This window comes from Clostridium sp. AM28-20LB, assembly GCF_003480665.1.
Classification (GTDB): Bacteria; Bacillota; Clostridia; order Lachnospirales; family Lachnospiraceae; genus Otoolea; species Otoolea fessa.
Genome location: NZ_QUJN01000002.1, coordinates 487,894 through 514,299 on the forward strand (window position 1 = coordinate 487,894; position 26,406 = coordinate 514,299).

At 51.5% G+C, this 26,406-nt stretch carries 23 protein-coding genes; 21 read left to right on the forward strand and 2 right to left on the reverse strand.

Annotated features, from left to right (window positions below; translation table 11 throughout):
• Window positions 1-97: 97 nt before the first annotated feature.
• From DW739_RS07165 to DW739_RS07235, 15 genes are all read left to right on the forward strand, one after another.
• Complete coding sequence (locus DW739_RS07165; protein ID WP_107000699.1) at window positions 98-805, forward strand: nucleotidyltransferase family protein; 708 nt, start codon at window positions 98-100, stop codon at window positions 803-805.
• Window positions 799-1,869 (forward strand): GHMP kinase, encoded by a 1,071-nt coding sequence (locus DW739_RS07170; RefSeq protein ID WP_117796297.1) that lies wholly within the window; start codon window positions 799-801, stop codon window positions 1,867-1,869. The genes DW739_RS07165 and DW739_RS07170 overlap by 7 nt, the downstream gene beginning before the upstream one ends.
• Window positions 1,862-2,479, forward strand: a complete 618-nt coding sequence (locus DW739_RS07175; RefSeq protein ID WP_118538693.1) for an HAD family hydrolase — start codon at window positions 1,862-1,864, stop codon at window positions 2,477-2,479. The genes DW739_RS07170 and DW739_RS07175 overlap by 8 nt, the downstream gene beginning before the upstream one ends.
• 59 nt (window positions 2,480-2,538) lie before the next feature.
• Entirely contained in the window at window positions 2,539-4,929 is a 2,391-nt protein-coding gene (locus DW739_RS07180) for a potassium transporter KefB (RefSeq protein ID WP_118538691.1), read from the forward strand.
• A 34-nt stretch (window positions 4,930-4,963) separates the two neighbouring features.
• Window positions 4,964-5,599, forward strand: a complete 636-nt coding sequence (locus DW739_RS07185) for an SIS domain-containing protein (RefSeq protein WP_117796295.1) — start codon at window positions 4,964-4,966, stop codon at window positions 5,597-5,599.
• Window positions 5,600-5,677: 78 nt separating this feature from the next.
• Complete coding sequence (locus DW739_RS07190) at window positions 5,678-7,867, forward strand: hypothetical protein (RefSeq protein WP_118538689.1); 2,190 nt, start codon at window positions 5,678-5,680, stop codon at window positions 7,865-7,867.
• Between the two features lie 16 nt (window positions 7,868-7,883).
• Window positions 7,884-8,819 (forward strand): glycosyltransferase family 2 protein, encoded by a 936-nt coding sequence (locus DW739_RS07195; protein ID WP_117796293.1) that lies wholly within the window; start codon window positions 7,884-7,886, stop codon window positions 8,817-8,819.
• On the forward strand, window positions 8,816-10,279 hold the full coding sequence (locus tag DW739_RS07200; protein WP_118538687.1) for a hypothetical protein: 1,464 nt from the start codon (window positions 8,816-8,818) through the stop codon (window positions 10,277-10,279). The genes DW739_RS07195 and DW739_RS07200 overlap by 4 nt, the downstream gene beginning before the upstream one ends.
• Before the next feature lie 26 nt (window positions 10,280-10,305).
• Window positions 10,306-11,079, forward strand: coding sequence for a glucose-1-phosphate cytidylyltransferase (rfbF, locus tag DW739_RS07205; protein ID WP_118538685.1), 774 nt, complete (start codon window positions 10,306-10,308; stop codon window positions 11,077-11,079).
• A 295-nt stretch (window positions 11,080-11,374) separates the two neighbouring features.
• A complete protein-coding gene (gene rfbG, locus DW739_RS07210; RefSeq protein ID WP_118538717.1) occupies window positions 11,375-12,439 on the forward strand; it encodes a CDP-glucose 4,6-dehydratase in 1,065 nt (354 codons plus the stop codon).
• Between the two features lie 88 nt (window positions 12,440-12,527).
• Entirely contained in the window at window positions 12,528-13,883 is a 1,356-nt protein-coding gene (gene rfbH, locus DW739_RS07215; RefSeq protein WP_118742839.1) for a lipopolysaccharide biosynthesis protein RfbH, read from the forward strand.
• Window positions 13,884-14,004: 121 nt separating this feature from the next.
• The gene (locus DW739_RS07220; protein ID WP_118469173.1) at window positions 14,005-14,898 is read left to right on the forward strand and encodes a LicD family protein; all 894 of its coding nucleotides are present in this window, start codon (window positions 14,005-14,007) and stop codon (window positions 14,896-14,898) included.
• Between the two features lie 110 nt (window positions 14,899-15,008).
• Window positions 15,009-15,965: a glycosyltransferase family 2 protein gene (locus tag DW739_RS07225; RefSeq protein ID WP_117796321.1), complete on the forward strand. Its 957-nt coding sequence runs from the start codon at window positions 15,009-15,011 to the stop codon at window positions 15,963-15,965.
• 14 nt (window positions 15,966-15,979) lie between these two features.
• Complete coding sequence (locus DW739_RS07230; RefSeq protein ID WP_117796289.1) at window positions 15,980-17,725, forward strand: D-alanyl-D-alanine carboxypeptidase family protein; 1,746 nt, start codon at window positions 15,980-15,982, stop codon at window positions 17,723-17,725.
• A gap of 188 nt (window positions 17,726-17,913) precedes the next feature.
• Window positions 17,914-18,507, forward strand: coding sequence for a hypothetical protein (locus DW739_RS07235; protein WP_181357194.1), 594 nt, complete (start codon window positions 17,914-17,916; stop codon window positions 18,505-18,507).
• A gap of 136 nt (window positions 18,508-18,643) precedes the next feature.
• Here the strand turns inward: DW739_RS07235 and DW739_RS07240 are convergent, their stop codons facing one another.
• Complete coding sequence (locus tag DW739_RS07240) at window positions 18,644-19,621, reverse strand: zinc dependent phospholipase C family protein (protein WP_117796288.1); 978 nt, start codon at window positions 19,619-19,621, stop codon at window positions 18,644-18,646.
• Between the two features lie 241 nt (window positions 19,622-19,862).
• On the opposite strand from DW739_RS07240, the gene DW739_RS07245 reads away from it, so the two are divergent.
• Entirely contained in the window at window positions 19,863-21,221 is a 1,359-nt protein-coding gene (locus tag DW739_RS07245) for an alanine:cation symporter family protein (protein ID WP_118742840.1), read from the forward strand.
• Between the two features lie 367 nt (window positions 21,222-21,588).
• On the opposite strand, the gene DW739_RS07250 is transcribed toward DW739_RS07245, so the two are convergent.
• The gene (locus DW739_RS07250) at window positions 21,589-22,029 is read right to left on the reverse strand and encodes a hypothetical protein (protein ID WP_118471406.1); all 441 of its coding nucleotides are present in this window, start codon (window positions 22,027-22,029) and stop codon (window positions 21,589-21,591) included.
• 283 nt (window positions 22,030-22,312) lie between these two features.
• Between DW739_RS07250 and DW739_RS07255 the strand changes: the two genes are divergently transcribed.
• The 5 genes from DW739_RS07255 to DW739_RS07275 are packed head-to-tail and all read left to right on the forward strand — an operon-like array spanning window position 22,313 to window position 26,393.
• Entirely contained in the window at window positions 22,313-22,840 is a 528-nt protein-coding gene (locus tag DW739_RS07255) for a peptidylprolyl isomerase (protein WP_022360081.1), read from the forward strand.
• Between the two features lie 3 nt (window positions 22,841-22,843).
• The gene (locus tag DW739_RS07260) at window positions 22,844-23,545 is read left to right on the forward strand and encodes a GNAT family N-acetyltransferase (RefSeq protein ID WP_117796284.1); all 702 of its coding nucleotides are present in this window, start codon (window positions 22,844-22,846) and stop codon (window positions 23,543-23,545) included.
• Between the two features lie 55 nt (window positions 23,546-23,600).
• Entirely contained in the window at window positions 23,601-24,512 is a 912-nt protein-coding gene (gene ispE / locus DW739_RS07265) for a 4-(cytidine 5'-diphospho)-2-C-methyl-D-erythritol kinase (RefSeq protein ID WP_022360083.1), read from the forward strand.
• On the forward strand, window positions 24,496-25,176 hold the full coding sequence (locus tag DW739_RS07270) for a GntR family transcriptional regulator (protein ID WP_107000683.1): 681 nt from the start codon (window positions 24,496-24,498) through the stop codon (window positions 25,174-25,176). Before ispE ends, DW739_RS07270 begins: the two co-directional genes overlap by 17 nt.
• Entirely contained in the window at window positions 25,173-26,393 is a 1,221-nt protein-coding gene (locus DW739_RS07275; protein WP_118742841.1) for an aldo/keto reductase, read from the forward strand. The genes DW739_RS07270 and DW739_RS07275 overlap by 4 nt, the downstream gene beginning before the upstream one ends.
• Window positions 26,394-26,406: the final 13 nt, after the last annotated feature.

Sequence of the window (26,406 nt, forward strand, 5' to 3'; positions counted from 1 at the left end):
ATAGCGGTTGACAGATTGACAAAAGTAAAAATTGTATCTTTCAGTATAAAAAAAGTAAAAATTGAGTTGGAAACAACAGACAGAAAGGAAGTACAGTATGCAGGCAATCATTCTGGCTGGCGGACTGGGGACGCGGCTTCGCAGTGTGGTAAGCGATCGTCCGAAACCGATGGCGCTGGTTGAAGGTAAGCCGTTTCTGGAGTATGTGCTTCAGGGGCTGAAAAAAAGCGGAATTGATGATATTATTTTTGCCGTCGGTTATAAGGGCGGCATGGTGGAAGAATATTTTGGAGACGGATCGCGGTTTGGCATCCGGGCGCGGTATGCGTATGAGGAAGAGCTGCTCGGCACGGCGGGCGCGATCAAGAATGCCGGGAAATATGTGACGGACGAGCAGTTTTTTGTCCTGAATGGTGATACATTTTATCAGATGGATTTCGGTGATTTGAGCCGGATTCAGCAGGAAAAAAATCTGGAGATGGCGCTGGTTCTGCGCGGTGTGCCGGATATTTCCCGTTATGGGGCGGCGCGCCTGACCGACGGGCTGCTGACCGCTTTTAATGAGAAAAACGGCAATACTGGGGCGGGCACGATCAACGGCGGTGTGTACCTGATGAAGCGGGCGCTGCTGGATGAGATTCCGGAGGGAAAAGTTTCGCTGGAAAATGAGTGCATCCCCAGGTGGATGCAGGAGGGAAGACGTCTCGGCGGCATCGTAAATGACGGCTATTTTATTGATATCGGTGTGCCGGAGGATTATTTCCGGTTTCAGGAGGACGTAAGAAAAGGAGACATTACATGGTAATCAGAGGAAGAGCGCCGCTGCGCGTGAGCTTTGGCGGCGGCGGTACGGATGTAGAACCATTCTGTGTAGAACAGGGCGGTGCCATTATCGGAAGTACTATCAATAAATATGCATATTGTTCGATCATTCCGAGGAATGATGACCAGATCACGGTTCATTCCCTGGATTTTGATATGACAGTCAAGTACAATGCGAAGGAAAATTACGTCTGCGATGGACGGCTGGATCTTGTCACGGCAGCGCTGCGGGCGATGGATATCAAGCAGGGATGCGAGGTTTATTTACAGTGTGATGCTCCGGCTGGTTCGGGACTTGGAACCTCCTCGACTGTCATGGTAAGTCTTCTGACCGCGATGGCGCGCTGGAAAGGAATTACGATGGATAATTATGCGATGGCGGATCTGGCTTACGGCGTGGAGCGGATCGATCTGGGAATTTCCGGCGGTTATCAGGATCAGTATGCGGCGACCTTCGGTGGCTTTAACTTTATCGAATTTCACGGACGCAACAACGTCGTGGTAAACCCGCTCCGCATCCGCCGCGATATTATCAATGAGCTGCAGTATAACCTGTTGTTATGCTACACGGGCAATATCCATGTATCCGCGAATATTATCAAGGATCAGGTAAGCAACTATAAGAAACCAGACGCATTTCAGGCGATGTGCGAGGTAAAGGCGCTTTCCTATGCGATGAAGGACGAGCTTTTAAAGGGAAATCTCCACAATTTTGGCCGCCTCCTGGATTACGGCTGGGAGAGCAAGAAGCGGATGAGCAGCAAGATCACAAATCCGCAGATTGATATGCTCTATGACGAGGCGAAAAAAGCGGGCGCCCTCGGCGGAAAGCTTTTAGGTGCTGGCGGCGGCGGCTTCCTTCTTGTGTACTGCCCATACAACGTTAAACATCAGGTGGCGCGCCGTCTGGAAGCGGCAGGCGGACAGCTGATGGATTGGAATTTCGAACTGCGCGGCGCTCAGAGCTGGATCTGCGATGAGGACCGCTGGGACTACCGCGATATTCAGGTGCAGATGCCGGATAAGGAGTATACATTCCATGTGTAAAAATAGCTGTAAAGTAGTATTCCTCGACCGTGATGGCACGATGAACGTGGAGGTCAATTATCTTCACCGAAAAGAAGATTTGAAGCTGATTGACGGTACCGCAGAGGCAGTCCGTCTCCTGAACGAGGCCGGATATAAGGTGATCGTCATTACCAATCAGGCGGGCGTGGCGAGAGGTTACTATACCGAGGCGGATGTAAAAATCCTTCATGATTATATGAATGGGGTGCTGGAGCGTGACGGAGCACACGTAGATGCGTTCTACTATTGCCCGCACCACCCGGAGCATGGGATTGGACTTTATAAGAAAAAATGCCATTGCCGCAAGCCGGAGACGGGAATGTTTGAGATGGCAGAGCGCGATCTGCCGGAGGGCATTGATAAGGTGCATTCCTATATGATCGGGGACAAGCGCATCGACGCGCAGGCAGGAAAAAACTTTGGCGTGACCGGAGTCCTTGTCGGAACTGGCTATGGGGCAAAAGAACACGCGGAAGATAGGGCGGCTGGACTTATAAAAGAGGACGGAAGCTGCCCGGCGGGCGGTTATGACGCGTATGCAGATACGCTGCTGGATGCGGTGCGCGGGATTTTAGGCGGGCGTATATAGAATGTTGCTCACAAAAAGATTCCGGGAGTACATAAGCTAGAAAGAGAGGAACTATCGACATGCAGAATCAGAGACAAAACGGACGACCAAACGCAGCCGTGCGCATGGCTGGTCTTTTTCTGGTGCTGTTCTGTGTGGCGGCGGTTCTGATTCCGGCGAAAACACTGTTTACGGGAAATGGTTTTTTTGCAGATTACATTCATTTCACGGAATCGAAGAGAATGTATGTGGAGATCGCGATTCTGGCAGTCTTGATCTTTGGGGGGCTGGCGCTTTTGAAGCGCGGACGCAGCCGGATGTACTGGCTTCTGGCGGTGGTGCTGGTGTTTTCCTGGATTCACGTGGTATTTCTGCCAATGGTGGTATCGGCGGCATATATGCTTAGCCTGTTGGCGATCGGGCGGTTTCTGAGAAAACAGGTGTTTTTCAGGGAAACGATTTGGGAGCGGCCTTATTTTTCTTTTTATATGGATTTTCTTTTTGGTGTCTCCTTTGCAATCGTTGTGTATTGCATCCTTTCTGCCCTTGGCGTTGGAAAAATCGCCTGGATGCGCCTGAGCGTCTATGCTCTGGGTGTGGCGGCGCTGGGCTTTGATTTTTCCTCGATTTCCTGCCAGTGCATCATGGGATGGCAGACGCTTTCCTGGATGCTGGATGGCAGCGGGGGATCGAGGGAAATACCGCGCCGGGTGCGCCGGGCATGGACGCTGGCGGCTGGCTGGTGTGTCCTGATGTTCCTGATTCAGGTGGGACGCCTGAATATCGCACTCGACTTTGATACACTCTGGTATGGTGTGCGTTCCCAGTACATTGTGGCAGGCGGAACCGGGCTGTATGAGAATCCGGGGCTGGTCGGCATGGTCTATGTGTATTCGAAGGGCTTTGAGGTGCTGACTCTGCCGCTCTGCGATCTGGCGAGTCACAGCTACTTGACGTTCTTTAACCTCTGGCTGGCAGTTCTGGGAATTGGGGCGATGGTCTGGAATGCGGTGCTGCTGACGGGCAATCGAAAGCAGGAGACAGAAAAGAAACTAACGTATCACAGCGTCTTGCCGGGAATTATGGCAGCTGTTTTGACGGTTTCGGTGCCGGGCATCATGAATATGGCGCTCACAGCCAAGGCGGATTTGATTACGTGGCTGCTGCAGCTTATTATGCTGGGATGTTTCTTTCAGTATATTCATGTGTATGAAAATCATTGGATATTCCTCTCCGGGGCAGCCGGTTCCTATTTCCTGACCCTCACGATGAAGCCGACCTCCCTGGTCTTTTCCACTGCCGTATTTGGCATGATGGGGCTGTACCTTCTGTGGTTCTGGTTTCATGAGCGCGGGGCGGCGGCTGACCTGTTTCACCATCTGGTCCGCCTGATTGGCTCCTTATGCCTGCCGTTTGGGGCATTGGTTGGTATCTGGGCGCGGACGATGAAGATCACGGGAATGCCGGTCACTTCGGTGTTTACTTCGATTTTTGCATTGTTTGGTTTTAAAATGAAATACCCATTTGCTACCTCGGAGCTGCCGCAGAATTATCAGGAGGAATCAACGCTTCATGTGTTGGCGCGGCGCATCTGGCAGATGCTGATGCAGCCGCAGGGTGAAGATATGGGGCATGTAATTCTGGCGTGGGGAACCTCGCTGATGGCGGTGCTGATTGTGATGCTGGTGCTTTATGGGATTTTCTCCAAAAAGGGAGATGAGCAGTCCCATATCTGGAACGCGGCATTGGTGATTTTCTTCCCATTTGTGATCGTCAGCCTGATCAGCCTGTCGATGCTTTACCAGATCGACGGAAATTATTTCATGCTTCTGTATTCTATGCTGATTCTGGGGGCATGCCGGGCGATGGTGTATTTTAAGAAAATCGGCTTTTATCCGCTCGCGTCGAAGTGCCTGACGCCGTTGCTGGTATTAAATCTGATTGTCACGGCGATCAGCAGCTGGGCGTGGACGGCTGGATTTTCGGAGATTCATCTTCTGAATAAAGGGCGTGTCAATCACCGGGCGCAGGAACAGGCGCGGATGGAGGAAAAGGGAAACACGCTGATCTGGCAGGAAGTGTCGCAGGATCCGGAAAACCGGGTGATCGCATTTGGAACGCATCCGTACTGTTTGCAGTTCCCGTGCAATGTGGAGTCGTATAAGGACATTACATCACCGTGGGGCAACGTCGAACTCGTCAACTCGCCGGAGGCGTTTGAAACATATATGGCGTATGCGAAGACGGATTACGTCTACGTGGAAGCGGGCTATCTGGGACCGGGAAGCTGGGAGTGGAGTCTGGATCTCCTGCGGGAGCTGATCCACAGCGGCAGCCTGACCGATCTGTTTTTTGAAAATGGAAATATGCTTGCGCGTGTATCCGACACAGCGGTGCCGGAGGAGGAAGCGCAGAACAATCTGGAAATGTTTGAGCGGGAGTATTTATTTTATGATGCAGAAGCTCAATAGACATCGAAAAACCTGACAGGAGGAAATAGAAATCATGAAGGAATACGAGTACCTGGACGAACTGATCAGCCGCTATCCGGTTCTTGCACCGGTGAAAGCGGATATTCGCACTGCGTATGAGACGATGAAGGAGTGCTATGAGCGCGGCGGAAAACTTCTGATTGCCGGAAATGGCGGAAGCTGTGCGGATTCGGAGCACATCGTGGGCGAGCTGATGAAGGGGTTTGTGAAGAAACGCCTGGTTTCGGCGGAGATAGAGGCGGCGCTTAAAACGGTAGACCCTCAGATGGGAGCGGAACTTTCCGAAAAGCTGCAGCAGGGACTTCCGGCGATCGCGCTGACTGGGCATGCAGGACTGACCACCGCATTTATGAATGATGTGGATGGCAGCATGACTTATGCGGAACAGGTGCTTGGATATGGAAAAGAGGGGGATGTGTTCCTCGGAATCTCAACCTCGGGCAATTCAAAAAATGTCCTGTATGCAGCCGTGACGGCAAAGGCAAAGGGGCTTAAGGTTATCGGGCTTCTGGGACGCGACGGCGGGCGGATCCGTGGGTACAGCGACACTGCGATTGTCGTGCCGGAGCAGGAGACATTTAAGATTCAGGAGCTGCATCTTCCGGTGTACCATGCACTGTGCCTGATGCTGGAAGAATATTTCTTTTAAGATATATTTTGTTTCATGGAAAGGAAGTAATGATTCAGCAGGTTCATGAAGAAAACTGGATGATTACAAGGGAAAAGTATGTTATTTGGAAACAGGCCGGCAGACAAAACGGCAAAATGGAGAGTCAGTACCCGCAGTTTTGCAGTGCTGCTTGCCTATACGCTTTTTATCTGGTGGCTGGAAGTGCTGGATCTTCTGGCATGGCTTTTACATGTACCACAGGGAACGATTTTGTCGCGGGCGGCAGCGCTCGTTTTATGTGGCGCTGTCATGGTGGCAATCGGAAGATTTGAATGGGACCATGCGGGAGTGAGTCCGCTTTTTATAGTGGGGAGCTTGTTCATCCTGGCGTTCTTTTCGGTCAAGGGATTTGCCCCGGATCAGAGCTATGATACGCAGAACTATCACCTGCTGTCGCAGATACCCGGATTTGTGGACAACCTTCATTATCATGTGATACCGGGACGGTTCCAGATGTTCGGTTTCCGGCTGGGCGACCGGATGTTTTATCCATTCAGGGCGCTTTTTGGGCTTCGGATGGGGACAATGTTAAACGCACTGGCGATGCTTGTGATTTATCGTCAGGTAACGGTGTTCCTGAGCATGGAGGCAGACCGGCTGGAAAAAAAATGCAGCTGGTCGAGGCATCTTGCGCCGGTACTGGCATTTCTGATTGTCAGCCGCCTGGAGTTGATTCAGGAGAGCGGCAGCTACATGGTCGAGCTTCTGGCGCTGCCATTTCTGCTGGAAATGGTATTTCTGCTTCTGCGCGGGCTGGATGAGGCGAAGCGGGAGCACGAGGCGGTTTTATTCTGCCTGTTTGGTGGAATCCTGTTCTGCCTCAAGATGACGAATATCGTGTATCTGGTGCCGCTGGTGCTTCTGTATCTGTGGAAAATCCGGAAGTATCTGACACCGAAGCTGTTTCTGGGGTGTCTGGTGACGGGGGTGATTCCCGTCAGCGTGTACCTGATTTACAATGGGATAGCGATGAAAAATCCAGTTTATCCTTATTATAACAGCCTGTTTCATTCGCCGTATTTTGGGGAAACGGACTTTAAGGACCCGAGATGGGGACCCAGCAATATAAAAGAGTTTCTTTTGTGGGCATATTCGATGATCCGGCATCCAGATTACCGCCTGAGTGAGATCCCGGCGAAATACAACCTGGATCTGGCGCTGATGTATCTGGGAGCGGCGGGAGCCGGGCTCTGCTGGATTTGGAAGCGGGTCAGCAGCAGGACGGGAACCCTATTTCTGCTGTATGCCGCATCCTTTGTCCTCTGGGCGGCAACGACGGGACACAGCCGCTATTTTATGGGCGGAATCTTATTTGCCGGAATGCTTTGCGGGTGCCTGGTGCTGCAGGGAATGGCTTCCATTTCTCCCAGGCTGACAGGCGGCGTTGTATTTGCAATTATGTTTATAGTTGTTTACGCCGGGCGCGCTTACGATGCTTATACCTGTGTCTGGAACGGCGGGGAATGGGCGATGCGGGCGGTGAGCCGTGAGAGTATCCGCAGCAACCTGCCTTACGTATTTCACGATCATCAGCTGTTTACACCGGAAGAACGTTCCAAGATTGACCGCATTTTCCTGACCTGGTCGGATGTGGGAAGTTATGCGCGGCTTGCGGGCGAAGATGTGCCGGTCTGGAACCGGTATTCGATCGTCAATGAGCTTTCGGAGCAGAAAGACGCCTATATCGATGAAATCGAGGAGGCGATGGAGGCAGGCGAGGGCGTCTATGACATGATCCCGCAGGGACTTGAGACGTTGGAAAGCTATCTGGAATGGATGAATGAGGCGGGATGGTACGTGCATGATATGGAGTATCAGGAAACAATCCTGCAGGGCAGCCAGTCCTTTACACTGGCAGGGCTTGAGATGGCGCATGGACGCGAAAACTGCTGGTACCGCACACAGGAGATTTTCATGGATGCACAGGAAACGGAAAAAGAAGTACCAGAATGGCGCTGGGAGAATACCAGCGGGGACGATCATCCGACTATCCGGGCGGTTCTGTGTGATCCGGACTACTGGGTGCTGAAGCAGCCATTTGAAGTGGAAATCATCGCCTCGGATGGGACAAACAGCCGGACGGCTGCTGTGATCCAGGCGGGACAGAAGGAATATGAACCGATGGAAGTACAGCTTGATCTGACAGGGCTTCAGAGAGAGATAAAATTGGAATTGGTAAGTACAGCTGAGACAAAACGGGCTGTTGTGATCAATCCGGAATGGTCCGCCAAAACGGTGGAAGAGTGAAAACGGGAGGAGAAAAATGGACAAGATAGCGGTATTAATTCCGTGTTATAATGAAGGTCAGACGATTGCCAAGGTGGTCAAGGACTACCGCGAGGCATTGCCGGAGGCAACGATCTATGTATATGACAATAATTCATCGGATCACACGGATGAGATTGCCAGGGAGGCAGGCGCGGTTGTGCGCTATGAATACCAGCAGGGCAAGGGAAATGTCATCCGCAGCATGTTCCGCGACATTGACGCGGAGTGCTATGTCATGACGGACGGCGATGACACCTACCCGGCGGAGGACGCGAGAAAGCTGGCAGACCAGATTTTACAGGGAAAAGCGGATATGGTCATCGGCGACCGCCTTTCTTCGACGTATTTTACCGAAAATAAGCGTCCGTTCCACAATACGGGAAATCGTCTGGTGCGTGGGCTTATCAACCTGATTTTCAAGAGTAATATCAAGGATATCATGACAGGCGCGCGCGCATTTAACTATGAATTTGTCAAGAGCTTCCCGATTCTTTCGACCGGATTTGAGATTGAGACGGAGATGAGCATCCATGCGCTGGACAAGAACTTTAAGCTGGTGGAGATCCCGGTTGGATACCGTGACCGCCCGGAGGGAAGTGTGTCAAAGTTAAATACATTTTCGGATGGATTTAAGGTGCTACGCACGATCGCGAGACTCTTCCGGGATTACAAGCCATTTGCGTTCTTTGGATGGCTGGGACTCATTTGTTTTGCGATTGCAACGGCATTTTTCGCGCCGGTGCTCAGCGGCTATCTGGCAACCGGCATGGTGCCGAAGTTCCCGACCCTGATCGCGTGTTCCGGGCTTTATGTGATTTCGTTCCTGCTGTGGATCAGCGGTGTGATTCTGGAGGTTATCACGAAGAAACACCGTCAGTTATTTGAACTTTACTTGAACCAGCTGAGCATTTTAAAGAGGAGAGACGGATGAAACGCCGTGTATTTTTAGGGCTTCCGGTTATTTTGGGGATTTTATTTTATATCTGGTATATATTTCATGCCTCAGACAATGTGGCGTATTCGGATTATATCCGGCTGATCAATTCATATCTGCCGGATGTGACAAATCCGGCGAAATTCTTTGTACCGGATATCCTGACGCGCGTTCCGATCACGTATCTGGGGCGCATCATCAATGTGAAACTATTTGGCTATAATACGTATTTTGACATGATTCTGGGTGTTTTGAGCCTGGGTGCGGGCGCGGCGGTGCTGGCGCTCTACGCAGAGCGGAACCGCTCGGTCGGCTATCTTTCCTTCCTGTTGATTCAGTTTGTATATTTCAGCCTGAATAAATGGGAAATGATGACGAACGGGACCGGCTGGGTCTGCACTCTGTCGATCTCCGGATTTTTATTCCATTTTGCAGTCCTCGACCATGCAGCGGCGACCCGGTGCCGGAATATGTCTGACCGGGTGCTTCTGGCAATTCTGCCGATCCTGCTGGTCGTGCTGGTGGCAGGACCGTACAGCGGCGGCTATGCGGTGATTCTGGTGCTGGCATACGGCGCACTGTGGCTGGCGGATCGGCGCGGGGGTGCTGAAACAAGCAGCCGCTCCTGGAGCCGAAAGTGCCGGAGAACCTGGTGCATCGGGGCATTGACAACGGTTCTTGCGATGGTATTATATCTTTGGAGCAATTCACAGGCAGTTTACGTACACCGTGGAGCAGTGACTGATGTTTCAATCGCTCAGGAATTTGCGGCCCAGCCGCTCTTTTTCCTGCGGTTTCTGCTGAAAGCGGTGGCATCGTCGGTGATCGGCGTGGCGCAGATTCAGGAGCTGGAGGCAGGAAGCCCCTGGTTTGTCCGGCTGCATCTGGTGTATCTGCTGGGGCTGGCAGTGTTTGTTTCGTATCTGCTGGCACTGTATCTGAATGTGCGGTTTCAGCTTTATAAAAAGACTATTTTTCCGCTTCTGCTGGTTCTCAGCGGCGGCTGTAACCATCTGCTGGTGCTGGCGGCGCGGTGGATTTTCCTGAAGGACGAGTACGGGATGTCCTCGCGGTACGAGATACAGTATCAGATGGGAATTGTAGGAATTCTGCTTACGTTTGCACTCGTCTGGAGTATGTGCCGGGAAAAGGCGCAGGAAACAGAGGCAGATAAGGCGAAAACACGCGTGCCGGAGAAACGGGCAGCCCGCACACTTTTAAAGGTCTGTATGCTGGCATTTACCGTGCTGACGGTCTTTGGAAATGCATGGACAACCCGGGCAGAAATCCGGACAGCGCCGTACCGGAAAGCATATTTACAGGTATCAAGGGAGCTGGGACGGAATTACCGGACGGCGAGCGATGAGGATCTGGAAACCTACCTGCATAACGACCCGGATGCAGTGCGGGATGCGATGAGAATTTTGGAAGAAAACCATTTGAACATATTTCGATAAAAACGATGGACGGAAGGAGAAGTGCAATGAAAGTTGTAATATTAGCGGGTGGATTCGGCACACGAATCAGCGAGGAAAGCCATTTAAAACCAAAGCCAATGATCGAGATCGGAGAACAGCCGATTCTCTGGCATATCATGAAGCACTATTCCCAGTATGGATTCAATGATTTTGTGATCTGTCTGGGCTACAAACAGTATGTAGTAAAAGAGTATTTTGCCGATTATTTCCTGCATACGTCGGATGTGACCTTCGATCTGGCGAAGAACGAGATGCAGGTGCATAACAACTATTCCGAGCCGTGGCGCGTGACGCTGGTCGATACCGGACTGCACACGATGACGGGCGGTCGTATCAAACGTATCCGCGATTACATTGGGGATGAGACGTTCATGCTGACCTACGGCGACGGCGTTTCCAACGTGGATCTGGACGCGCTGGTGGCATTCCACAAGCAGCACGGCAAGATCGCGACCCTGACCGGAGTCAACATCGGACAGCGTTTCGGTGTCATGGATGTTGACAGCGACGGACACATCCGCGAGTTCCGTGAGAAGAACGATGATGACGGCAAGATCGTCAACGGCGGCTTCATGGTACTCGAACCGGGCGTCTTTGACTATATCGAGGACGATGATACCGTCTTTGAGAAAGCGCCGTTGGAGCAGCTTGCCAAGGACGGACAGCTGATGGTATACCGCCACGACGGTTTCTGGAAATGTATGGATACCCAGCGTGACAAGATGCAGCTGGAACAGATGTGGCAGGAAGGCAATGCGCCCTGGAAGCTGTGGAAATAATATGTTACTGTACACGCATACGTGCCCAGTAACGGAATTTGCCGTGGCTTCGCATTTAAATACGGCAAATTCCTGCTGCCACCACGTTTTCTTACGGCACTTTCGGTTTCAAAAGTGCCTACCCGTGAACAGTAACAATAATATACTGTAAGGGAAAATTCAAGGAATATACACAAATCCTGTAAGAAAGTATGATATAATGAGCGCAGAAGAAAAGAATGCGGCTGCGAAGCAGACATATTCTTTTCTTGCGCCATTAACGAACGAACACGAAATAATTAAAAAGAGGAAAACCATGGAACTTTTTGATTTTTATAAAGGAAAACGGGTTCTTGTGACCGGTGACACAGGCTTTAAGGGAAGCTGGCTGGTCCGCATTCTCCATCTGGCGGGGGCGGAGGTGACCGGCTATGCGCTGAAAGCTCCGACCGAGCCGTCGATGTTTGAGATCCTGCATCTGGGGGATACGATTCACCATGTGGATGGGGATGTGCGCGATTTTGCCCATTTAAAACAGGTGTTTGATGAGGCGAAGCCGGAGATTGTACTCCACCTGGCAGCGCAGCCGATCGTGCGCGAGTCGTACCGGGATCCGGTCGGCACGTATGCGGCGAATGTCATGGGTACGGTTCATGTGCTGGAATGCGCCAGACAGTGTGAATCCGTCCGCTCTCTCGTCAATGTGACGACGGACAAGGTTTATGAAAATAAGGAATGGGAGTACGGTTACCGCGAAAATGACCCGCTGGACGGCTATGATCCGTATTCCAATAGCAAATCCTGTTCGGAGCTGGTGACACACAGCTATAAGCAGTCGTTCTTCACGGACGGCCGCTGCGCCGTCTCAACCTGTCGTGCTGGCAATGTGATCGGCGGCGGTGATTTTGCGGCGGACCGGATCGTGCCGGATTGCGTGCGTGCAGCGGAAAAGAAAGAGCCGATTATCGTGCGGAATCCGCATTCGACGCGCCCGTTCCAGCATGTGTTAGAGCCGCTGTTTTTGTATCTGACGGTGGCAAAGGCGCAGTGGGAAAATGCGGAGCTGGCGGGCTGCTACAACGTCGGACCGGATGACTGTGACTGCGTCAATACAGGACGTCTGGCGGATCTGTTCTGTGAAACATGGGGCGGCGGGATGCATTGGATCAACCGCTATGACGGAGGTCCGCATGAGGCGAATTTTCTGAAACTGGATTGTTCCAAAGTGAAAAAGGTATTTGGCTGGAAGCCGCACTTCCATGTAGAAGAAGCGATGGCTGCGACGGTGGAATGGTCGAAGAAGTGGCTTGCCGGAGCGGATATGCGCGAGGTGACGGATGAGCAGATCCGGGCGTATGCGGCTCGGTTTGAAGAAAAATAAATAGATGCAGGCGGCTGCACGAAAGGTGTGTCTGGCAGCAGGCAGAACGGGTGCGGCAGAGAGCAGTAGCAAAAGCAGGAGGAGAAACATGTCAGAAGAAAAAGTAACCCTGTCGGACGGAAAAGAGGCTGCGCGTCAGCAGATTCTCGATCTGGTGGCAGAGTATTGCGATAAATATCATAATCAGAAAAAAGAATTTACCGAGGGACAGCGGATTCCGTATGCGTCCCGCGTTTACGATAACCATGAGATGGTCAATCTGGTAGACAGTGCGCTGGAGTTCTGGCTGACCTCCGGACGTTACACCGATCAGTTTGAGGCGGGGCTTGCGAAGTACCTGGGCGTCAAATACTGTTCCCTTGTAAACTCCGGATCCTCTGCGAACCTGATCGCATTTATGGCGCTGACTTCCCCATTGTTGGGAGAACGCCGGGTGCGCCGCGGCGATGAGATCATCACGGTTGCGGCAGGTTTCCCGACGACGGTAACCCCGGCGATCCAGTATGGCGCAGTTCCGGTATTTGTGGATGTGACGATTCCACAGTACAATATCGACGCCGACAAACTGGAGGCGGCGCTTTCAGAAAAGACGAAAGCGGTTATGATTGCCCACACGCTGGGAAATCCGTTTGATTTACAGAAGGTAAAAGAATTCTGTGACCGTCATGACTTGTGGCTGGTGGAGGATAACTGTGATGCCCTCGGAAGCCGCTATGAGCTGAACGGCGAGTGGCATTTTACCGGTACGATCGGAGATATCGGAACGTCCAGCTTTTATCCGCCGCACCACATGACGATGGGAGAGGGCGGCGCCGTGTACACGGACAATCCGCTTTTAAACAAGATTATCCGTTCCTTCCGCGACTGGGGACGCGACTGTGTCTGCCCGTCCGGCTGCGATAACCTCTGCGGTCACCGATTTGACCGCCAGTATGGTGAGCTGCCGCTTGGCTACGACCATAAATATGTATACTCCCATTTTGGATATAATTTAAAGGCGACCGACCTGCAGGCGTCGATCGGCTGCGCGCAGCTTGAAAAGTTTCCATCCTTCGTGGAGCGCAGAAAACACAATTTCGCCCGTCTGAAAGCGGGACTTGCCGGAACCGAGGACGCATATATCCTGCCGGTTGCCTGTGAGCATTCCGATCCGAGCTGGTTTGGTTTCCTTCTGACCTGCCAAGAGGGCGTGGATCGGAACAAGGTAGTCAAATATGTCGAGGAAAAGGGCGTGCAGACGCGTATGCTCTTTGCCGGAAACCTGATCAAGCATCCGTGCTTTGATGAGATGCGGAAAGAAAACTGCGGCTACCGCGTAGCCGGAACTCTGGAAAATACCGACCGTATCATGCGCGATACCTTCTGGGTCGGCGTTTATCCGGGCATGACAGATGAAATGATTGATTATATGGCAAAGACACTTCGTGGGGCATGCCGTCAGTAGGGACGGGGACCGCGGCAATTCACAGGCGGGGAGATACTCTGCCTGTAAGAAAATGCCTGTGAAAATGAGCAGCTGTGACAGAGAATGAGCAGTTGCAGAAGAAAATGAGGGGACAACCATCATGAATGAGGAAAAATCAGAGAGCCGCAGGGCGGTCAAACTGCCGCCGTATCCGGGGCTTGAGAAGGTTCACCGGGCGAATCTGCGCCTTTTGAAGGAGATAGACCGGATCTGCCGGAAATACAAGATTTCCTATATGCTGGATTCCGGGACACTTTTGGGCGCGGTGCGTCATGAGGGATTTATCCCGTGGGATGATGATGTCGATCTGGCATTTACACGTGCCAATTATGAGATGTTTTTGAAGGTAGCGCCGCGGGAGCTGCCGGAGGGAATGTCCCTGTTGCGCCCGGAGGAGATCCGGGGTGGCAAGGTGTTTTATGATTTTACAACGCGCGTCATCTATGACAACAGCCGCGTCCATGAGGACAATGAGCAGATGCAGTTTTATGAGGGAAAATTAAACCATCTCTGGGTGGATCTGTTCGTCCTTGACCGCCTGCCGGATAGTAAGGTGGGCGCGTGGAGCGCAAAATTTCTTCAGAAGGTTATTTATGGAATGGCGATCGCACACCGTGATCAGATTGATTTCAGCAAATACAGCCTGATGGATAAGCTGCGGGTTGGTGTGCTGGCAGGTGTGGGACACCTTGTCCCGATGCCGGTTTTATTTAAGCTGCAGAGACTTGCAGCGGCGAAGGATCGCAAAAAGAAGACGAAACACTGGTATTACAGCAATTACCAGCCGGATTATCTCTATGTAACGCTGGAGGGCGCATGGTGCGAGCACGCGGTGGATCTGCCGTTTGAGGACACAAAGCTGATGGTGCCGGTGGGCTATGAGCATGTGCTGGAGTGGATTTACGGCGACTATATGACGCTGCCGCCGGTGGAAAAACGGGTTCCGGCACATTCTTCGATAGCGATCGAAATTTTGGATGACCCGGATGCTTAATTGAAAGATGAAATATGAGTAAGAAAGATAAGAAAAAACGGACAGACAGCATGGAAGATAAGAAGAAAAATGAAACCAGACAGTCGACCATGCAGAACAGGATGGAAAATATGAACGGACAGAAACCAAAGACGATCTCGATCGTGATTTCTGTTTACAACGAGGAAAAGGCGCTGCATGAGTTCTATCGGGAGGCAACTCCGGTTTTTGAGGCGCTGCCGTGGAATTACGAACTGATTTTTGTCAACGACGGAAGTGCGGACGCCTCGGGGCAGATTCTGGCAGAACTGGCGGCAGCGGATCCGCGGGTACGTGTGATCAACTTTTCACGCAACTTTGGCCATGAGGCGGCGATGCTTGCGGGGCTGGATCACAGCAGCGGGGAGGGCATCGTGTGTATGGATGCCGATCTGCAGCATCCGCCGGAATGTGTGGCGCAGATAATCGAAAAATTCGAAGAGGGCTATGAGGTTATCAACATGGTCCGGACGAAAAATAAATCGGCTGGATTCATCAAAAACCTGACGTCTTCTGCTTTTTATAAATTTTTGAACAAGATTTCAGATGTGAAGCTGGAAAATAACGCATCCGATTTCTTTGCGCTGACTGCCAATGCGGCGCAGGTGTTAAAGACCAATTACCGGGAAAAAGTGCGTTTCCTGCGCGGCTATGTGCAGAATATCGGATTTAACCGGACGACCATCGAGTATGAGGCGAGAGCCAGGGTGGCGGGCGAGAGCAAGTACAGCATTCGGAAATTATTTAAATTTTCGATCAATACGATTCTCTGCTTTTCGGATCTGCCGCTAAAGCTCGGCATTTACTCGGGAATTATCGTGGGCTTTCTGGGGCTGCTCGTGATGCTGGAAACGATTTATGAGTGGGCGGTCAAAGGAACGCCCAATGGTTACGCGACGATCGTAGTGCTTTTATGCTTTATGTTCGCGATGCTGTTCGTGATTGTGGGAATTATCGGGGAGTATATCGCGATCCTGTTTACAGAATTGAAGGATCGTCCAATTTATATCGTTCATGATACAAAAGGATTTCCGGAAAAGGAAAGCTGACAGGAAGGAATCGTATGAAGAGATTAAGACGTTTACTGATAAGTTTGATGATCACGGCACTGATGGCTGCCGGAATGCCGATGACGGCATTTGCAAAGCCGGACTGGCCCTCGGATACGGGGATCGAGTCGGAGGCAGGCATTGTCATGGATGCGGACTCCGGGGCGGTTTTATTTGGGCAGAACATCCATGTGCAGAAGGCGCCGGCAAGTATCACGAAAATATTGACGGCGCTCGTAGTCATTGAGAACAGCAGTCTGGATGATACGGTCACATTTTCCCACGATGCCGTTTACAACGTGGAAGATGGCAGCGGAAACAAGAACGCCATCGAGGAGGGCGACACGCTTTCGGTGCGCGATTGTCTCTACCTGCTGCTGATGCGTTCTTCCAACCAGGCGGCGAATGCGTTGGCGGAGCATGTGGGCGGAAGCCGCGACGGTTTTGTGAAGATGATGAACGAGAAGACGGCGGAGCTTGGCTGTGAGAACAGCCATTTTGCGAATCCGTCCGGTCTGAATGACGACACACAGCTCACTTCGGTGTATGATATGGCGCTGATCGCATCGGCGGCGTATAAAAATGACACGCTTTTAACGATCAGTAAGGATAAGAGCTACCGATTACCGGCGACGAAGAACAATCCGGACGGTGTGACCATCCAGCCGGAGCACAAGCTTCTTATCACGACTGACACAGAGAGTCCGAACTATTATCCATATGCGGTGGCCGGAAAGACCGGTTACACATCCGTTGCGGGGCAGACGCTTGTTACCTATGCGATCAAGGATGACAGACGCCAGATCGCGGTCACGATGAAGAGTACGCAGGCGACCCATTATCAGGATACGATTGCATTGCTGGATTTCGGCTTTCTACGGTTTGAAAATGTAAATATTTCGGAAAATGAGACGGCATACACAAGCGGCGATCAGCCGGTGCAGATCGGAGACAATAGCTATCAGCCGTCCGATTTATCGATGGATACGTCGGCAGTCATCACGATCCCGAAGGATGCTTCGTTTGCGGATGCGGAGAAGACGGTGGTAACGGATCTGCCGGAGGATGCACCGCTGGGCGCGGTGGCACTGCTTTCTTACAAATACAACGACCGCAAGATCGGACAGGTGTATCTGATCAGCGCATCGGCGGCAGAAGCGGCAGCAAACGGGGAGACGGCTCCGGATGACGGAAATACGGCATCGGATCCGGCAGCATCCAATACAGGCGCGTCCGGAAAACCAAAGCAGGCGAAATCTTCGTTCCACCTGACCCTGCCGAAACTTCCGAAAGTATCGGTGAGAACGGTGCTGATTGTGGTCGTCAGTGTGCTTCTGGCAGCGGCGTGTGCGGCGCTTGTATGGTTGTTCTACCAGCGTCATCAGGAAGAAAAGAGACGCCAGGAGGAGCGGAGAAAACGGAGAAGACAGCGTCTGCAGGAGATCGGCTGTTCGCGGGAAGAGTTTGAAAAACTGCTTGAAAAGCGGATGGGCGCGTCCTACAGGGCGCCTGGCACAGCGGAGGCAGATGAGAGCACAGAGCAGGCGGAGTCTGACATGGATGTGCGATCTGGTTCAGGACAGGTTCCGGCGGCAGATGCAGCCGCGTCCCGGCTGGCAGAGAGTGGAAAAGTAAGAACTGGTTCCACGGAAAAGAAGCCGCTGAAAGAAAAACCTGCACAGAAAGAGGCAGAGGATGCCAAAACACAGCAGGGTGTGCAGGAGGATGACACAGAGCTTACGGTTGAGGATTTGGATTGACAACCTGGATGCGCTAAATGGCGGTAAAATGGTCCAGATGGATTGTTTACGGGAAATTTTGGAAAGTATGAAGATTTTTTGAATTTTTCTAAAATGACTACAAAAACAAAAGGCGATATTATATAATAGCCATGCGGTTCGGGCTGGTTCCGGCTGTGAATGAGTGAATGAAGGGATAGAAGAACACGATGAAAAAACTTCTGATAATGATGGTTGCGTGTATGGCGCTGCTCAGCGGATGCACGGAGAGTACGATTGTAAAACCGACTTCTGAGACGGTAGTCGGAGATCCGAATTTTGAGACCCAGGAAAATGTTGAGATCGACTGGACACAGGTCAGCACGGACGCGGAAGACATGTTCAAGGATACAAGTACCTACGAGTACGGCCGCGATTTCCATTTCTATATGGAGCCGAACAAGAAACAGATCATGCTGATCTGGGTAGTGGCAGATGATCTGCCGGATGATCAGATAGGAACCTATGCGGAAGATTTAATCAAGGGATTCAACGACATTGTCCACACCCAGGACTTCTCGATTGAGATGTCCGGTGAAGATTCCTACGGCGGACTGTGGAAACAGTATGCACTGTCCTACAGCATCGTTCCGGAGAGCGACCAGGATAACGAGGACGCATGGTTTATCAGTGGTTCCTATGAGGCTGGCGCAGATTTCAAACTTCCGGATACCAAAGAGCTGATTTCCAAGGTGAAAGAGAAAGAAGCAGCAGGCGAGTACGATACGACTGAGGCGGAGGAAGAGACAGAGAACGCAGAATAAGAGGTTGTCTGCACAGACACGGGATATTTTCTGTGTATAATTAAGAGAAAAGTGATCAAAAAAGCTGTCATATGAGAAACAGATGAGTGTTCTTCATATGACAGCTTTTATTTACCAGGAACCGAAGTACGTGTTTTCACTCAACAGGTAGTCCGCTGTGATAAGACTCATTCCCCAGTTCAGCCAGAAGCGGCGATAAATCCTGTTTATCTAACGGCATGTTGTCTGTGACGGCGCTGTTTAAAAGCGCATAGACACGGCTGCATTTGTCCAATGTTTCATGGAAGAGATCAACAAACGAGGCGGTTGAGACGCGGGTCGGATCCCACGGGTTGCCCCATGCTTCGTGGTTTAGGTTACAGCTGCTCCGGTAGTCGGTTACGGAGTCCGTTACCATTTTCGCGGAAGCAACTGGGTGGTTGACGAAGATGGATTCGACCTGTGCAATGCCGAATTTTTTCTTGCCGTTCTTGTCCGAGAGTGTCCGGCAGCCGAAGCGCAGCGCCCAGATGGAGCGGTGCACCATCGCCGGAGTAACCTGGAAGTTGTTGCGGTAGGTGATCGGATAATAGGTTTCGTTGATGCAGGAAGCCAGGAAATGGGAAATAAACTGGATTTCCTGTCCATTTAGACAGATCGTGGCGGTCTGGTTAAATTCGGACGGCTTCTTTTTTTTATATTTCCAGAGCAGGATCGCGTCGAGCTCATTTTCCAGATGTGCGTGCATCCCGTGATGCATGGAGGTCGGGGCATCCACTGGATAGCCGATGCGCCCGTACACGTAAGGATGACAGATCGAATCGGCAATGTAATGGTTTATAAATCCGGCCAGATAGGAGATGGCTTCCTCCTGCTGCTGGCGCGAGCGGATGGTTCCAATACGGCGCAGACAGCACTCAAAAAAGGCGTTTACCTTGTGTTCGTGCATATAGGAACCGACGTTGCGGTAATCGCGGTGGCGCAGGATCGGGATATTATAGAAAAACATATCCGGTCCCTGCAGACCGAGCTGGTAGAGCCAGCGGTATTTGGCGATCGTGTGTTTTAAGGGTGTGAACGGCATATCGTTGTATGCTTTCATGCCGAATATATAGTGCGTGGTAAAACCTGGCATATTGTTTTCATCCTTTCCAGAAGGACAGAGATTTGGAAATTTGTCCGCCTGTCCGATATGCTTATTGTAGCACTGCCGGTCTGGTTTGTCATGGGGTTTGCGGATGTTTACAGAAAGTGTAAGAAAACGTGGATGGAAAGAGAGTTCTCGGAAGGCAATATCACGGCTTGGAGAATAAAATATCATAGTAAATCATAAGATTGGTTTGATAGAGTGAAAATAGATATAGAAAGGTGCTCGGATGGAAGCGCTCAGAATCGTACAGAAAATGGTGTGGGGACCGTGGCTTCTGGGACTGTTTCTGGCGGTTGGAGTCCTCTGCATGGTGCGTCTGCGGGGATTTCCGATCCGTCATATCAGAGTCTGGTGGGGAGAGACGGTTGGGAGCGGCGGGAAAGGACAGCTTTTGACGACCTGCACCGCGCTGGCGGCGACGGTCGGAACGGGAAATATCACGGGTGTGGCAGCCGCGTTGGCGATGGGTGGTCCGGGTGCTGTGTTCTGGATGTGGGCGGCGGCATTTCTGGGGATGGCGCTGGCATATACGGAGGTTTATCTGGGAATTTTGTATGGGGGCGGACCTTATGTCTATCTGGAAAATGGGGTTGGAAGCTGTTTCGCTGGAAAATGCTATGCCCTGTTTTGCGTGCTGGCGTCGCTTGGAATGGGATGTATGGTACAGGCGGGAGCTCTGGCGGATAGTCTGCGCTATGCAGCGTCCCTGCCGCCGCTTGGAACCGGTATCCTACTGGCAGTTTTGACCGCCGTGGTGCTCTTTGGCGGGGCAAAACGCATCGGATGGACGGCTTCGGTGCTGGTGCCGGTATCGGCGGGGCTGTATCTGCTGGCAGGTGGAATCGCCGTGTTCAGCTTTTATGATCAGATACCGGGAGTATTGGGAAAAATTATGGGCGGGGCATTTGGACTGGCAGATAATGCAGGACAGACGGATGGAAGCAGTATTTTGAATTTTTCAGGAATTTCGGGCGGGATGACCGGGTACGGAATTGCAGCGGCGATCCGAAGCGGGGTATCCCGCGGTGTGTTTTCCAATGAGGCGGGTCTGGGGAGTCTGGCGGTGCTGCATGGGATGAGTGAGGGAAAGGAGCGGCTAAGACAGAGGCAGGAAGCGCAGAAACAGGGGATGTGGGCGATTTTCGAGGTGTTTTTCGATACGATCATAGGGTGCAGCCTGACCGCTTTTTTACTGCTCTGTGTATTTCCGCACAATCTGACCGAAAAGATCGATTCCCTGGGCGGCAGCGGCGCGGTGGCGGCGGCTCTGGCAGCCCGTTTTGGGAATGCAGGCGGCATAGTGACGGCGGCGTGCATGGTGCTGTTTGCCTTTGCCACGATCCTTGCCTGGTTTTACATCGGCGATCAGGCCCTTGGATGGCTGATGCGGGATGTCCCACAGAAGCGCGCCGATAAAATATGTATTTTGTATCACGGGGGTTATCTTGTTTCGGTCTTTCTCGGCTGCGTCAGCCGGATGGAAGCCGTCTGGGCGGTATCTGATATTTTCAATGGGCTGATGGCGGTGCCAAACCTTGCAGCGCTGGTGGTGCTTGGCAGGAAGGTACGAAGACCGGAACAGTGAGAGAATCGAGGAATTCAGATACAACAAAAGACCTCTCCAGCAGTGAGAGGTCTTTTGGTATTGAAAAAGGGAGGAGAGCTGATATAAACTCAGCTCGGTATTATGAAAAAAATTTGTAAGCATTGCTTGTTGCTATGGTTATAGTATAGGGAAAAATCGTGAAGAAACCATGTTAATTGTGTAAAAGGTTTTTTAATGAAGTGTGAACGAAATATGAACGCGGAACATGGATTCCATGATCCTGGTAAGTATGTTTTATGTTCAGAGGATCGAAAATGGCAGCCTGGGCAGGAAGCGCAGATATTTTGCGTGCTTCGTCTGTCAAGACTGCCATAAAAAATACGGGTATAAAGTGTGTCAACAATCCTTATTCCGCTTTTTTAACTGATAAAACGGTTCCGCTGAATGCATCCACTTCACTGACGGTTCCCGTATACGTTACGGTAACTTTATCCCCATCTTTTACATCAGAAAGCCCGTCCGGTTTCTGATCCTGCTCGAAGCTGAATTCATAATCGGTTCCGTCGGCGGTGATCGTAAACATAAAGTCTTTGATGTCGCTGATCGTACCAGTCAATGTGGACTGTTTTGCATCGGCAGTTCCTTCGGATGGAAGAACGGCGTCTTTGGCGTCTTCTTTTAAATCATCCATCGGGCTGCTTTCGTCCATGCCATTCGAGCTGGACTCGGAGGAGGCGGACTGGGACGATTCATTAGCAGTCGGTTCATTCACGTTTTTGGAAGAGCAGGCGGTTGCGAGCGAGAGGATCGCAGCCGCGCCCAGGATAGCAAAATATGTTTTTTTCATAGTACATTACCAACCTTTCTTTTGACTTAGTTTGCTCACAGATGTATGATGCAGGACAGATGATGATTCCTGAGCGCAACATTCATCTTTTCGCATAGAATGTCCATTTCGACATTGTGCTATACATCTTAAGCCATAAATGTGAACGAATTGTGAGGAGAAACTTACGAAATGTAAAGAAAATGGACAAATATGGAACGAAAAACAGTCGATTTTCGAACGTTCTTATGGTATAATGTGACCACTTAATGAGGTATTTTTTAAAATTCAGGAGGAAACATACATGAAAAATCCAGTTGTTACCATTGAGATGGAAAATGGTGATATCATGAAGGCAGAGCTCTACCCAGAGATTGCGCCGAACACAGTCAACAACTTTATCAGCCTGATCAAGAAGGGCTTTTATGATGGTCTGATCTTCCACCGTGTCATCAAGGGCTTTATGATTCAGGGCGGATGCCCGAATGGAAATGGTATGGGCGGTCCAGGGTATACCATCAAGGGTGAGTTCAGCCAGAATGGTTTTACGAACAATTTCAAGCACACCAAGGGCGTTCTCTCTATGGCGCGTGCGATGGACCCGAACTCCGCAGGTTCCCAGTTCTTCATCATGCATGAGACTTCCCCGCATCTGGATGGTCAGTATGCATCCTTCGGGAAGATAGTTGAAGGTCTGGATATCGTGGACAAGATTGCCGGCGTCCGCACCGACTGGGGCGATCGTCCGCTGAAAGAGCAGAAGATCAAAAAGATGACCGTTGACACCTTCGGCGAGGAGTACCCGGAGCCGGAAAAAGGAAAAGAAAGATAATCTATGACAATCGAACGAGAAGTAACCATTGCGGGACAGACATACCCGGTGATTCTCTCCGATGAAAACGAAGCTCTTCAGGCTGCGAAAGCAGCCGGGAGAGCTATTGTTGGCTTATGGAGGGAAAACGAGGAAAAACAGCCGGCCGACTATTCATCTTGCCTTTACCTTATTACAGACCCTGAAGACGCCGATGAAACATTCCTGGAACGCGTCGTCCGCCGCCACCTGGCTCTCCCGTGGCTCATTGCTGAAACTGACCGCCTCATCATCCGTGAATTTTCCCAGGACGATCCGTTGGAACCGGCATCCGCTGAGGATGCCGACGGAACTTTTTCTGATTGGAACAAGCGCGAGGAATACCGGAAACACCAGTACCGCTTTGCCGAGTGCGGTTTGTGGGCGCTGGAACGCCGCGCGGACGGTGTGCTGGTTGGAAAGGCGGGGCTGACGGACGGAGAGCTGGGATATCATATTTATGAACCGTTCCGCCGTCAGGGATATGCGCTGGAAGCCTGCCGGGCGATTGTGAAATATGGGTTTGAAACGCTGGAGCTGGATAAGATCCGGATTTGCACGAAGCGTTCCAACACGGCTTCACGGATATTGGCGGAAAAAATGGAATTCGTTCAGGTACCTTCATCCTGCAAGGATTCTATTGTATTTTGTATGCAAAAAGGATATAATAGCTTGTATACAAAATAATGAAAAAATACAATCTAGTGTGATTACACTAAGGGAACGATGGGAGGAATGACCGATGATCAGGCATCTGGAGCTGAAAGCATATGGAAAGATCAATCTCGGTCTGGATGTAGTCCGCCGGAGAGAAGACGGCTACCACGAAGTGCGGATGATCATGCAGACGGTGCGCGTGTACGACGCGATCGAACTGAACCGGACGGAGGAAGAGGGAATCCGTCTTTCAACGAACCTTTATTATCTGCCGGACAATGAAAATAACTTAGGTTACCGCGCGGCGAAACTTCTGATGGATGAGTTTGGAATCCGCGACGGTGTGGAGATCAAGATGAAGAAATTTATCCCGGTGGCAGCCGGGATGGCAGGCGGCAGCAGCGATGCGGCCGCAGTCCTGTTTGGTGTCAACAAGATGTTCGGACTGGGGCTTTCGAAACAGGAGCTGATGGAGCGCGGCGTCCGTCTGGGGGCGGATGTGCCGTACTGTATCATGCGGGGAACGGCTCTTTCGGAGGGAATCGGGGAGATCCTGACACCGCTTCCGCCGATGCCGCAGTGCCGCGTGCTGATTGCCAAACCGGCGGTCAGCGTTTCAACGAAGCATGTGTACGAGAGCTTAAACCTGCCGTCTCTGGGTGCAGAGGCGCATCCGGATATTGATGCGATGCGGGCGGCGATCGAGAAAAAAGACCTCTCCGGCGTCGTTTCACAGCTTGGAAACGTGCTGGAAACGGTGACGATCCCGGAAAATCCGGTGATTCAGACACTCAAAGATAAGATGATGGAGATGGGCGCGGACGGCTCTCTGATGAGCGGAAGCGGTCCAACCGTATTTGGCTTGTTTACGAACCAGACGGCGGCCCAGGCGGCGTATGAGGAACTCCGCTATGGTAGCAGCCAGGATCTGGCGAAACAGGTATACCTGACTAGTTTTTACAACAGGAAGGGGCATGCAGATGGGGAACAATTTTGAGGTTAAAATGAATGAATATCTCCCACTCAGGGATGTGGTATTCAACACACTCCGCCAGGCAATCTTAAAGGGAGAGCTGGCACCGGGCGAGCGCCTGATGGAGATTCAGCTGGCACAGAAGCTGGGCGTCAGCCGCACCCCGATCCGTGAGGCGATCCGCAAGCTGGAGCTGGAAGGACTCGTTCTGATGATTCCGCGGCGCGGCGCGGAGGTGGCGCGGATTTCGGAAAAAAGCCTGAAAGATGTGCTGGAAGTGCGCCGTTCGCTGGAGGAACTGGCGATTGAGCTGGCGTGCCAGCGCATGACGGAAGAAGATATGCAGGCATTGGAAGAAGCACAGAAAGCATTTAAAGCGGCGATTGATCAGGGCGATGCGATGAAGATCGCGGAGACGGACGAGGCATATCATGACGTGATCTACCATTCGACCCGCAACAAGCGTCTGGTGCAGATTTTGAACAACCTGCGTGAGCAGATGTACCGGTTCCGTCTGGAATACATCAAGGACGAGGATAAACGGCAGATTCTGCAGTTAGAGCATGAAAAAATATTGGCGGCACTGCGTCTGCGCCATATGGCGGAGGCAAAGGCGGTAGCCAGGGGGCACATAGATAACCAGGAAATCACGGTACTTAAGAATTTAAAGGAGCGGAAGGAAGTATGACATTTAAAGAATTGTACCTGTCCGGACAGATTCCATTTGAGGAAATCGATCGCTATATTTCCCGTTGGAACCGGTCGGATGATGAGCGGACACTGGCAAAATATCTCGGTCTCAACGCCGATGAGGAGGATGTCTGGATCGATGACAGCGACGAGGCGCTGAAAGAGATGCTGGACGCAAGAGAAAGGGTAGCCGGTACGCCGGTTACCCTTGGAAAGACGGATATTATCGTCAATAAAAATGGATTTGGCGCGCTGCCAATCCAGCGTATTTCTTTTGATGATGCGAAGGTACTGCTTCGCAAGGCGTATGATGCGGGTGTCCGTTTCTTTGATACGGCGCGCTTTTATACGGACAGTGAGGAGAAGATCGGCTATGCGCTGAGCGACGTGCGCGAGCATATCTATATTGCGACCAAGACAGCGGCAACGACGGCGGAAGGCTTCTGGAAGGATCTGGAGACGAGTTTACATAATTTAAAAACAGACTACGTGGACATTTACCAGTTTCACAATCCGGCAGTCTGTCCGAAGCCGGGAGACGGAAGCGGTCTTTATGAGGCGATGTTCGAGGCAAAAGAGCAGGGGAAAATCCGTTTCATCGGCATCACGAACCACCGCATGAGCATTGCGGAGGAGGCGATTGAGTCGGGGCTTTACGATACCCTGCAGTTCCCATTTAATTATCTTTCCACCGAGCGGGAGATCGCGTTGGCGAAGGCCTGTGCGGAGCACGAAATGGGATTTATCGCAATGAAGGGTCTGTCGGGCGGTCTGCTGACCAATTCGGCTGCGATCTATGCCTATATGGCACAGTTTGAGAATGTACTGCCGATCTGGGGTGTACAGAAGGAAAGCGAGCTGGACGAATTTTTAAGCTACATCGGCAATCCACCGGAACTGACGGACGAGCTGAAAGCTGTTATTGAAAAAGACCAGAAAGAGCTGGCAGGTGAATTCTGCCGGGGCTGCGGCTACTGTATGCCGTGTCCGGCAGGAATCGAGATCAACAACTGTGCGCGTATGTCCCTGCTTCTGCGCCGTTCTCCGTCAGCGAGATACCTCTCCCCGGAGGGACAGGCGAAGATGAAGAAGATAGAGGACTGCCTGCATTGCGGACACTGCAAGTCGATGTGCCCGTATGGTCTGGATACGCCGAAGCTTTTGGAGGAGAATTATAAGGATTATAAAGAGGTTCTGGCGGGGAAAAAGCTGTAAGGAGGCGGAAACA

What these genes read in the sequence shown, in the direction of transcription:
- DW739_RS07200 (WP_118538687.1), top strand. Translation starts at nt 8,816, where the DNA reads ATGAAACGCCGTGTATTTTTAGGGCTTCCGGTTATTTTGGGGATTTTA.
- DW739_RS07180 (WP_118538691.1), top strand. Translation starts at nt 2,539, where the DNA reads ATGCAGAATCAGAGACAAAACGGACGACCAAACGCAGCCGTGCGCATG.
- DW739_RS07230 (WP_117796289.1), top strand. Translation starts at nt 15,980, where the DNA reads ATGAAGAGATTAAGACGTTTACTGATAAGTTTGATGATCACGGCACTG.
- DW739_RS07245 (WP_118742840.1), top strand. Translation starts at nt 19,863, where the DNA reads ATGGAAGCGCTCAGAATCGTACAGAAAATGGTGTGGGGACCGTGGCTT.
- DW739_RS07235 (WP_181357194.1), top strand. Translation starts at nt 17,914, where the DNA reads ATGAAAAAACTTCTGATAATGATGGTTGCGTGTATGGCGCTGCTCAGC.
- DW739_RS07175 (WP_118538693.1), top strand. Translation starts at nt 1,862, where the DNA reads ATGTGTAAAAATAGCTGTAAAGTAGTATTCCTCGACCGTGATGGCACG.
- DW739_RS07270 (WP_107000683.1), top strand. Translation starts at nt 24,496, where the DNA reads ATGGGGAACAATTTTGAGGTTAAAATGAATGAATATCTCCCACTCAGG.
- rfbH (WP_118742839.1), top strand. Translation starts at nt 12,528, where the DNA reads ATGTCAGAAGAAAAAGTAACCCTGTCGGACGGAAAAGAGGCTGCGCGT.
- DW739_RS07220 (WP_118469173.1), top strand. Translation starts at nt 14,005, where the DNA reads ATGAATGAGGAAAAATCAGAGAGCCGCAGGGCGGTCAAACTGCCGCCG.
- DW739_RS07170 (WP_117796297.1), top strand. Translation starts at nt 799, where the DNA reads ATGGTAATCAGAGGAAGAGCGCCGCTGCGCGTGAGCTTTGGCGGCGGC.
- DW739_RS07250 (WP_118471406.1), bottom strand. Translation starts at nt 22,029, where the DNA reads ATGAAAAAAACATATTTTGCTATCCTGGGCGCGGCTGCGATCCTCTCG.
- DW739_RS07195 (WP_117796293.1), top strand. Translation starts at nt 7,884, where the DNA reads ATGGACAAGATAGCGGTATTAATTCCGTGTTATAATGAAGGTCAGACG.
- DW739_RS07185 (WP_117796295.1), top strand. Translation starts at nt 4,964, where the DNA reads ATGAAGGAATACGAGTACCTGGACGAACTGATCAGCCGCTATCCGGTT.
- DW739_RS07260 (WP_117796284.1), top strand. Translation starts at nt 22,844, where the DNA reads ATGACAATCGAACGAGAAGTAACCATTGCGGGACAGACATACCCGGTG.
- rfbF (WP_118538685.1), top strand. Translation starts at nt 10,306, where the DNA reads ATGAAAGTTGTAATATTAGCGGGTGGATTCGGCACACGAATCAGCGAG.
- DW739_RS07275 (WP_118742841.1), top strand. Translation starts at nt 25,173, where the DNA reads ATGACATTTAAAGAATTGTACCTGTCCGGACAGATTCCATTTGAGGAA.
- DW739_RS07255 (WP_022360081.1), top strand. Translation starts at nt 22,313, where the DNA reads ATGAAAAATCCAGTTGTTACCATTGAGATGGAAAATGGTGATATCATG.
- DW739_RS07240 (WP_117796288.1), bottom strand. Translation starts at nt 19,621, where the DNA reads ATGCCAGGTTTTACCACGCACTATATATTCGGCATGAAAGCATACAAC.
- ispE (WP_022360083.1), top strand. Translation starts at nt 23,601, where the DNA reads ATGATCAGGCATCTGGAGCTGAAAGCATATGGAAAGATCAATCTCGGT.
- DW739_RS07165 (WP_107000699.1), top strand. Translation starts at nt 98, where the DNA reads ATGCAGGCAATCATTCTGGCTGGCGGACTGGGGACGCGGCTTCGCAGT.
- DW739_RS07225 (WP_117796321.1), top strand. Translation starts at nt 15,009, where the DNA reads ATGAACGGACAGAAACCAAAGACGATCTCGATCGTGATTTCTGTTTAC.
- rfbG (WP_118538717.1), top strand. Translation starts at nt 11,375, where the DNA reads ATGGAACTTTTTGATTTTTATAAAGGAAAACGGGTTCTTGTGACCGGT.
- DW739_RS07190 (WP_118538689.1), top strand. Translation starts at nt 5,678, where the DNA reads ATGTTATTTGGAAACAGGCCGGCAGACAAAACGGCAAAATGGAGAGTC.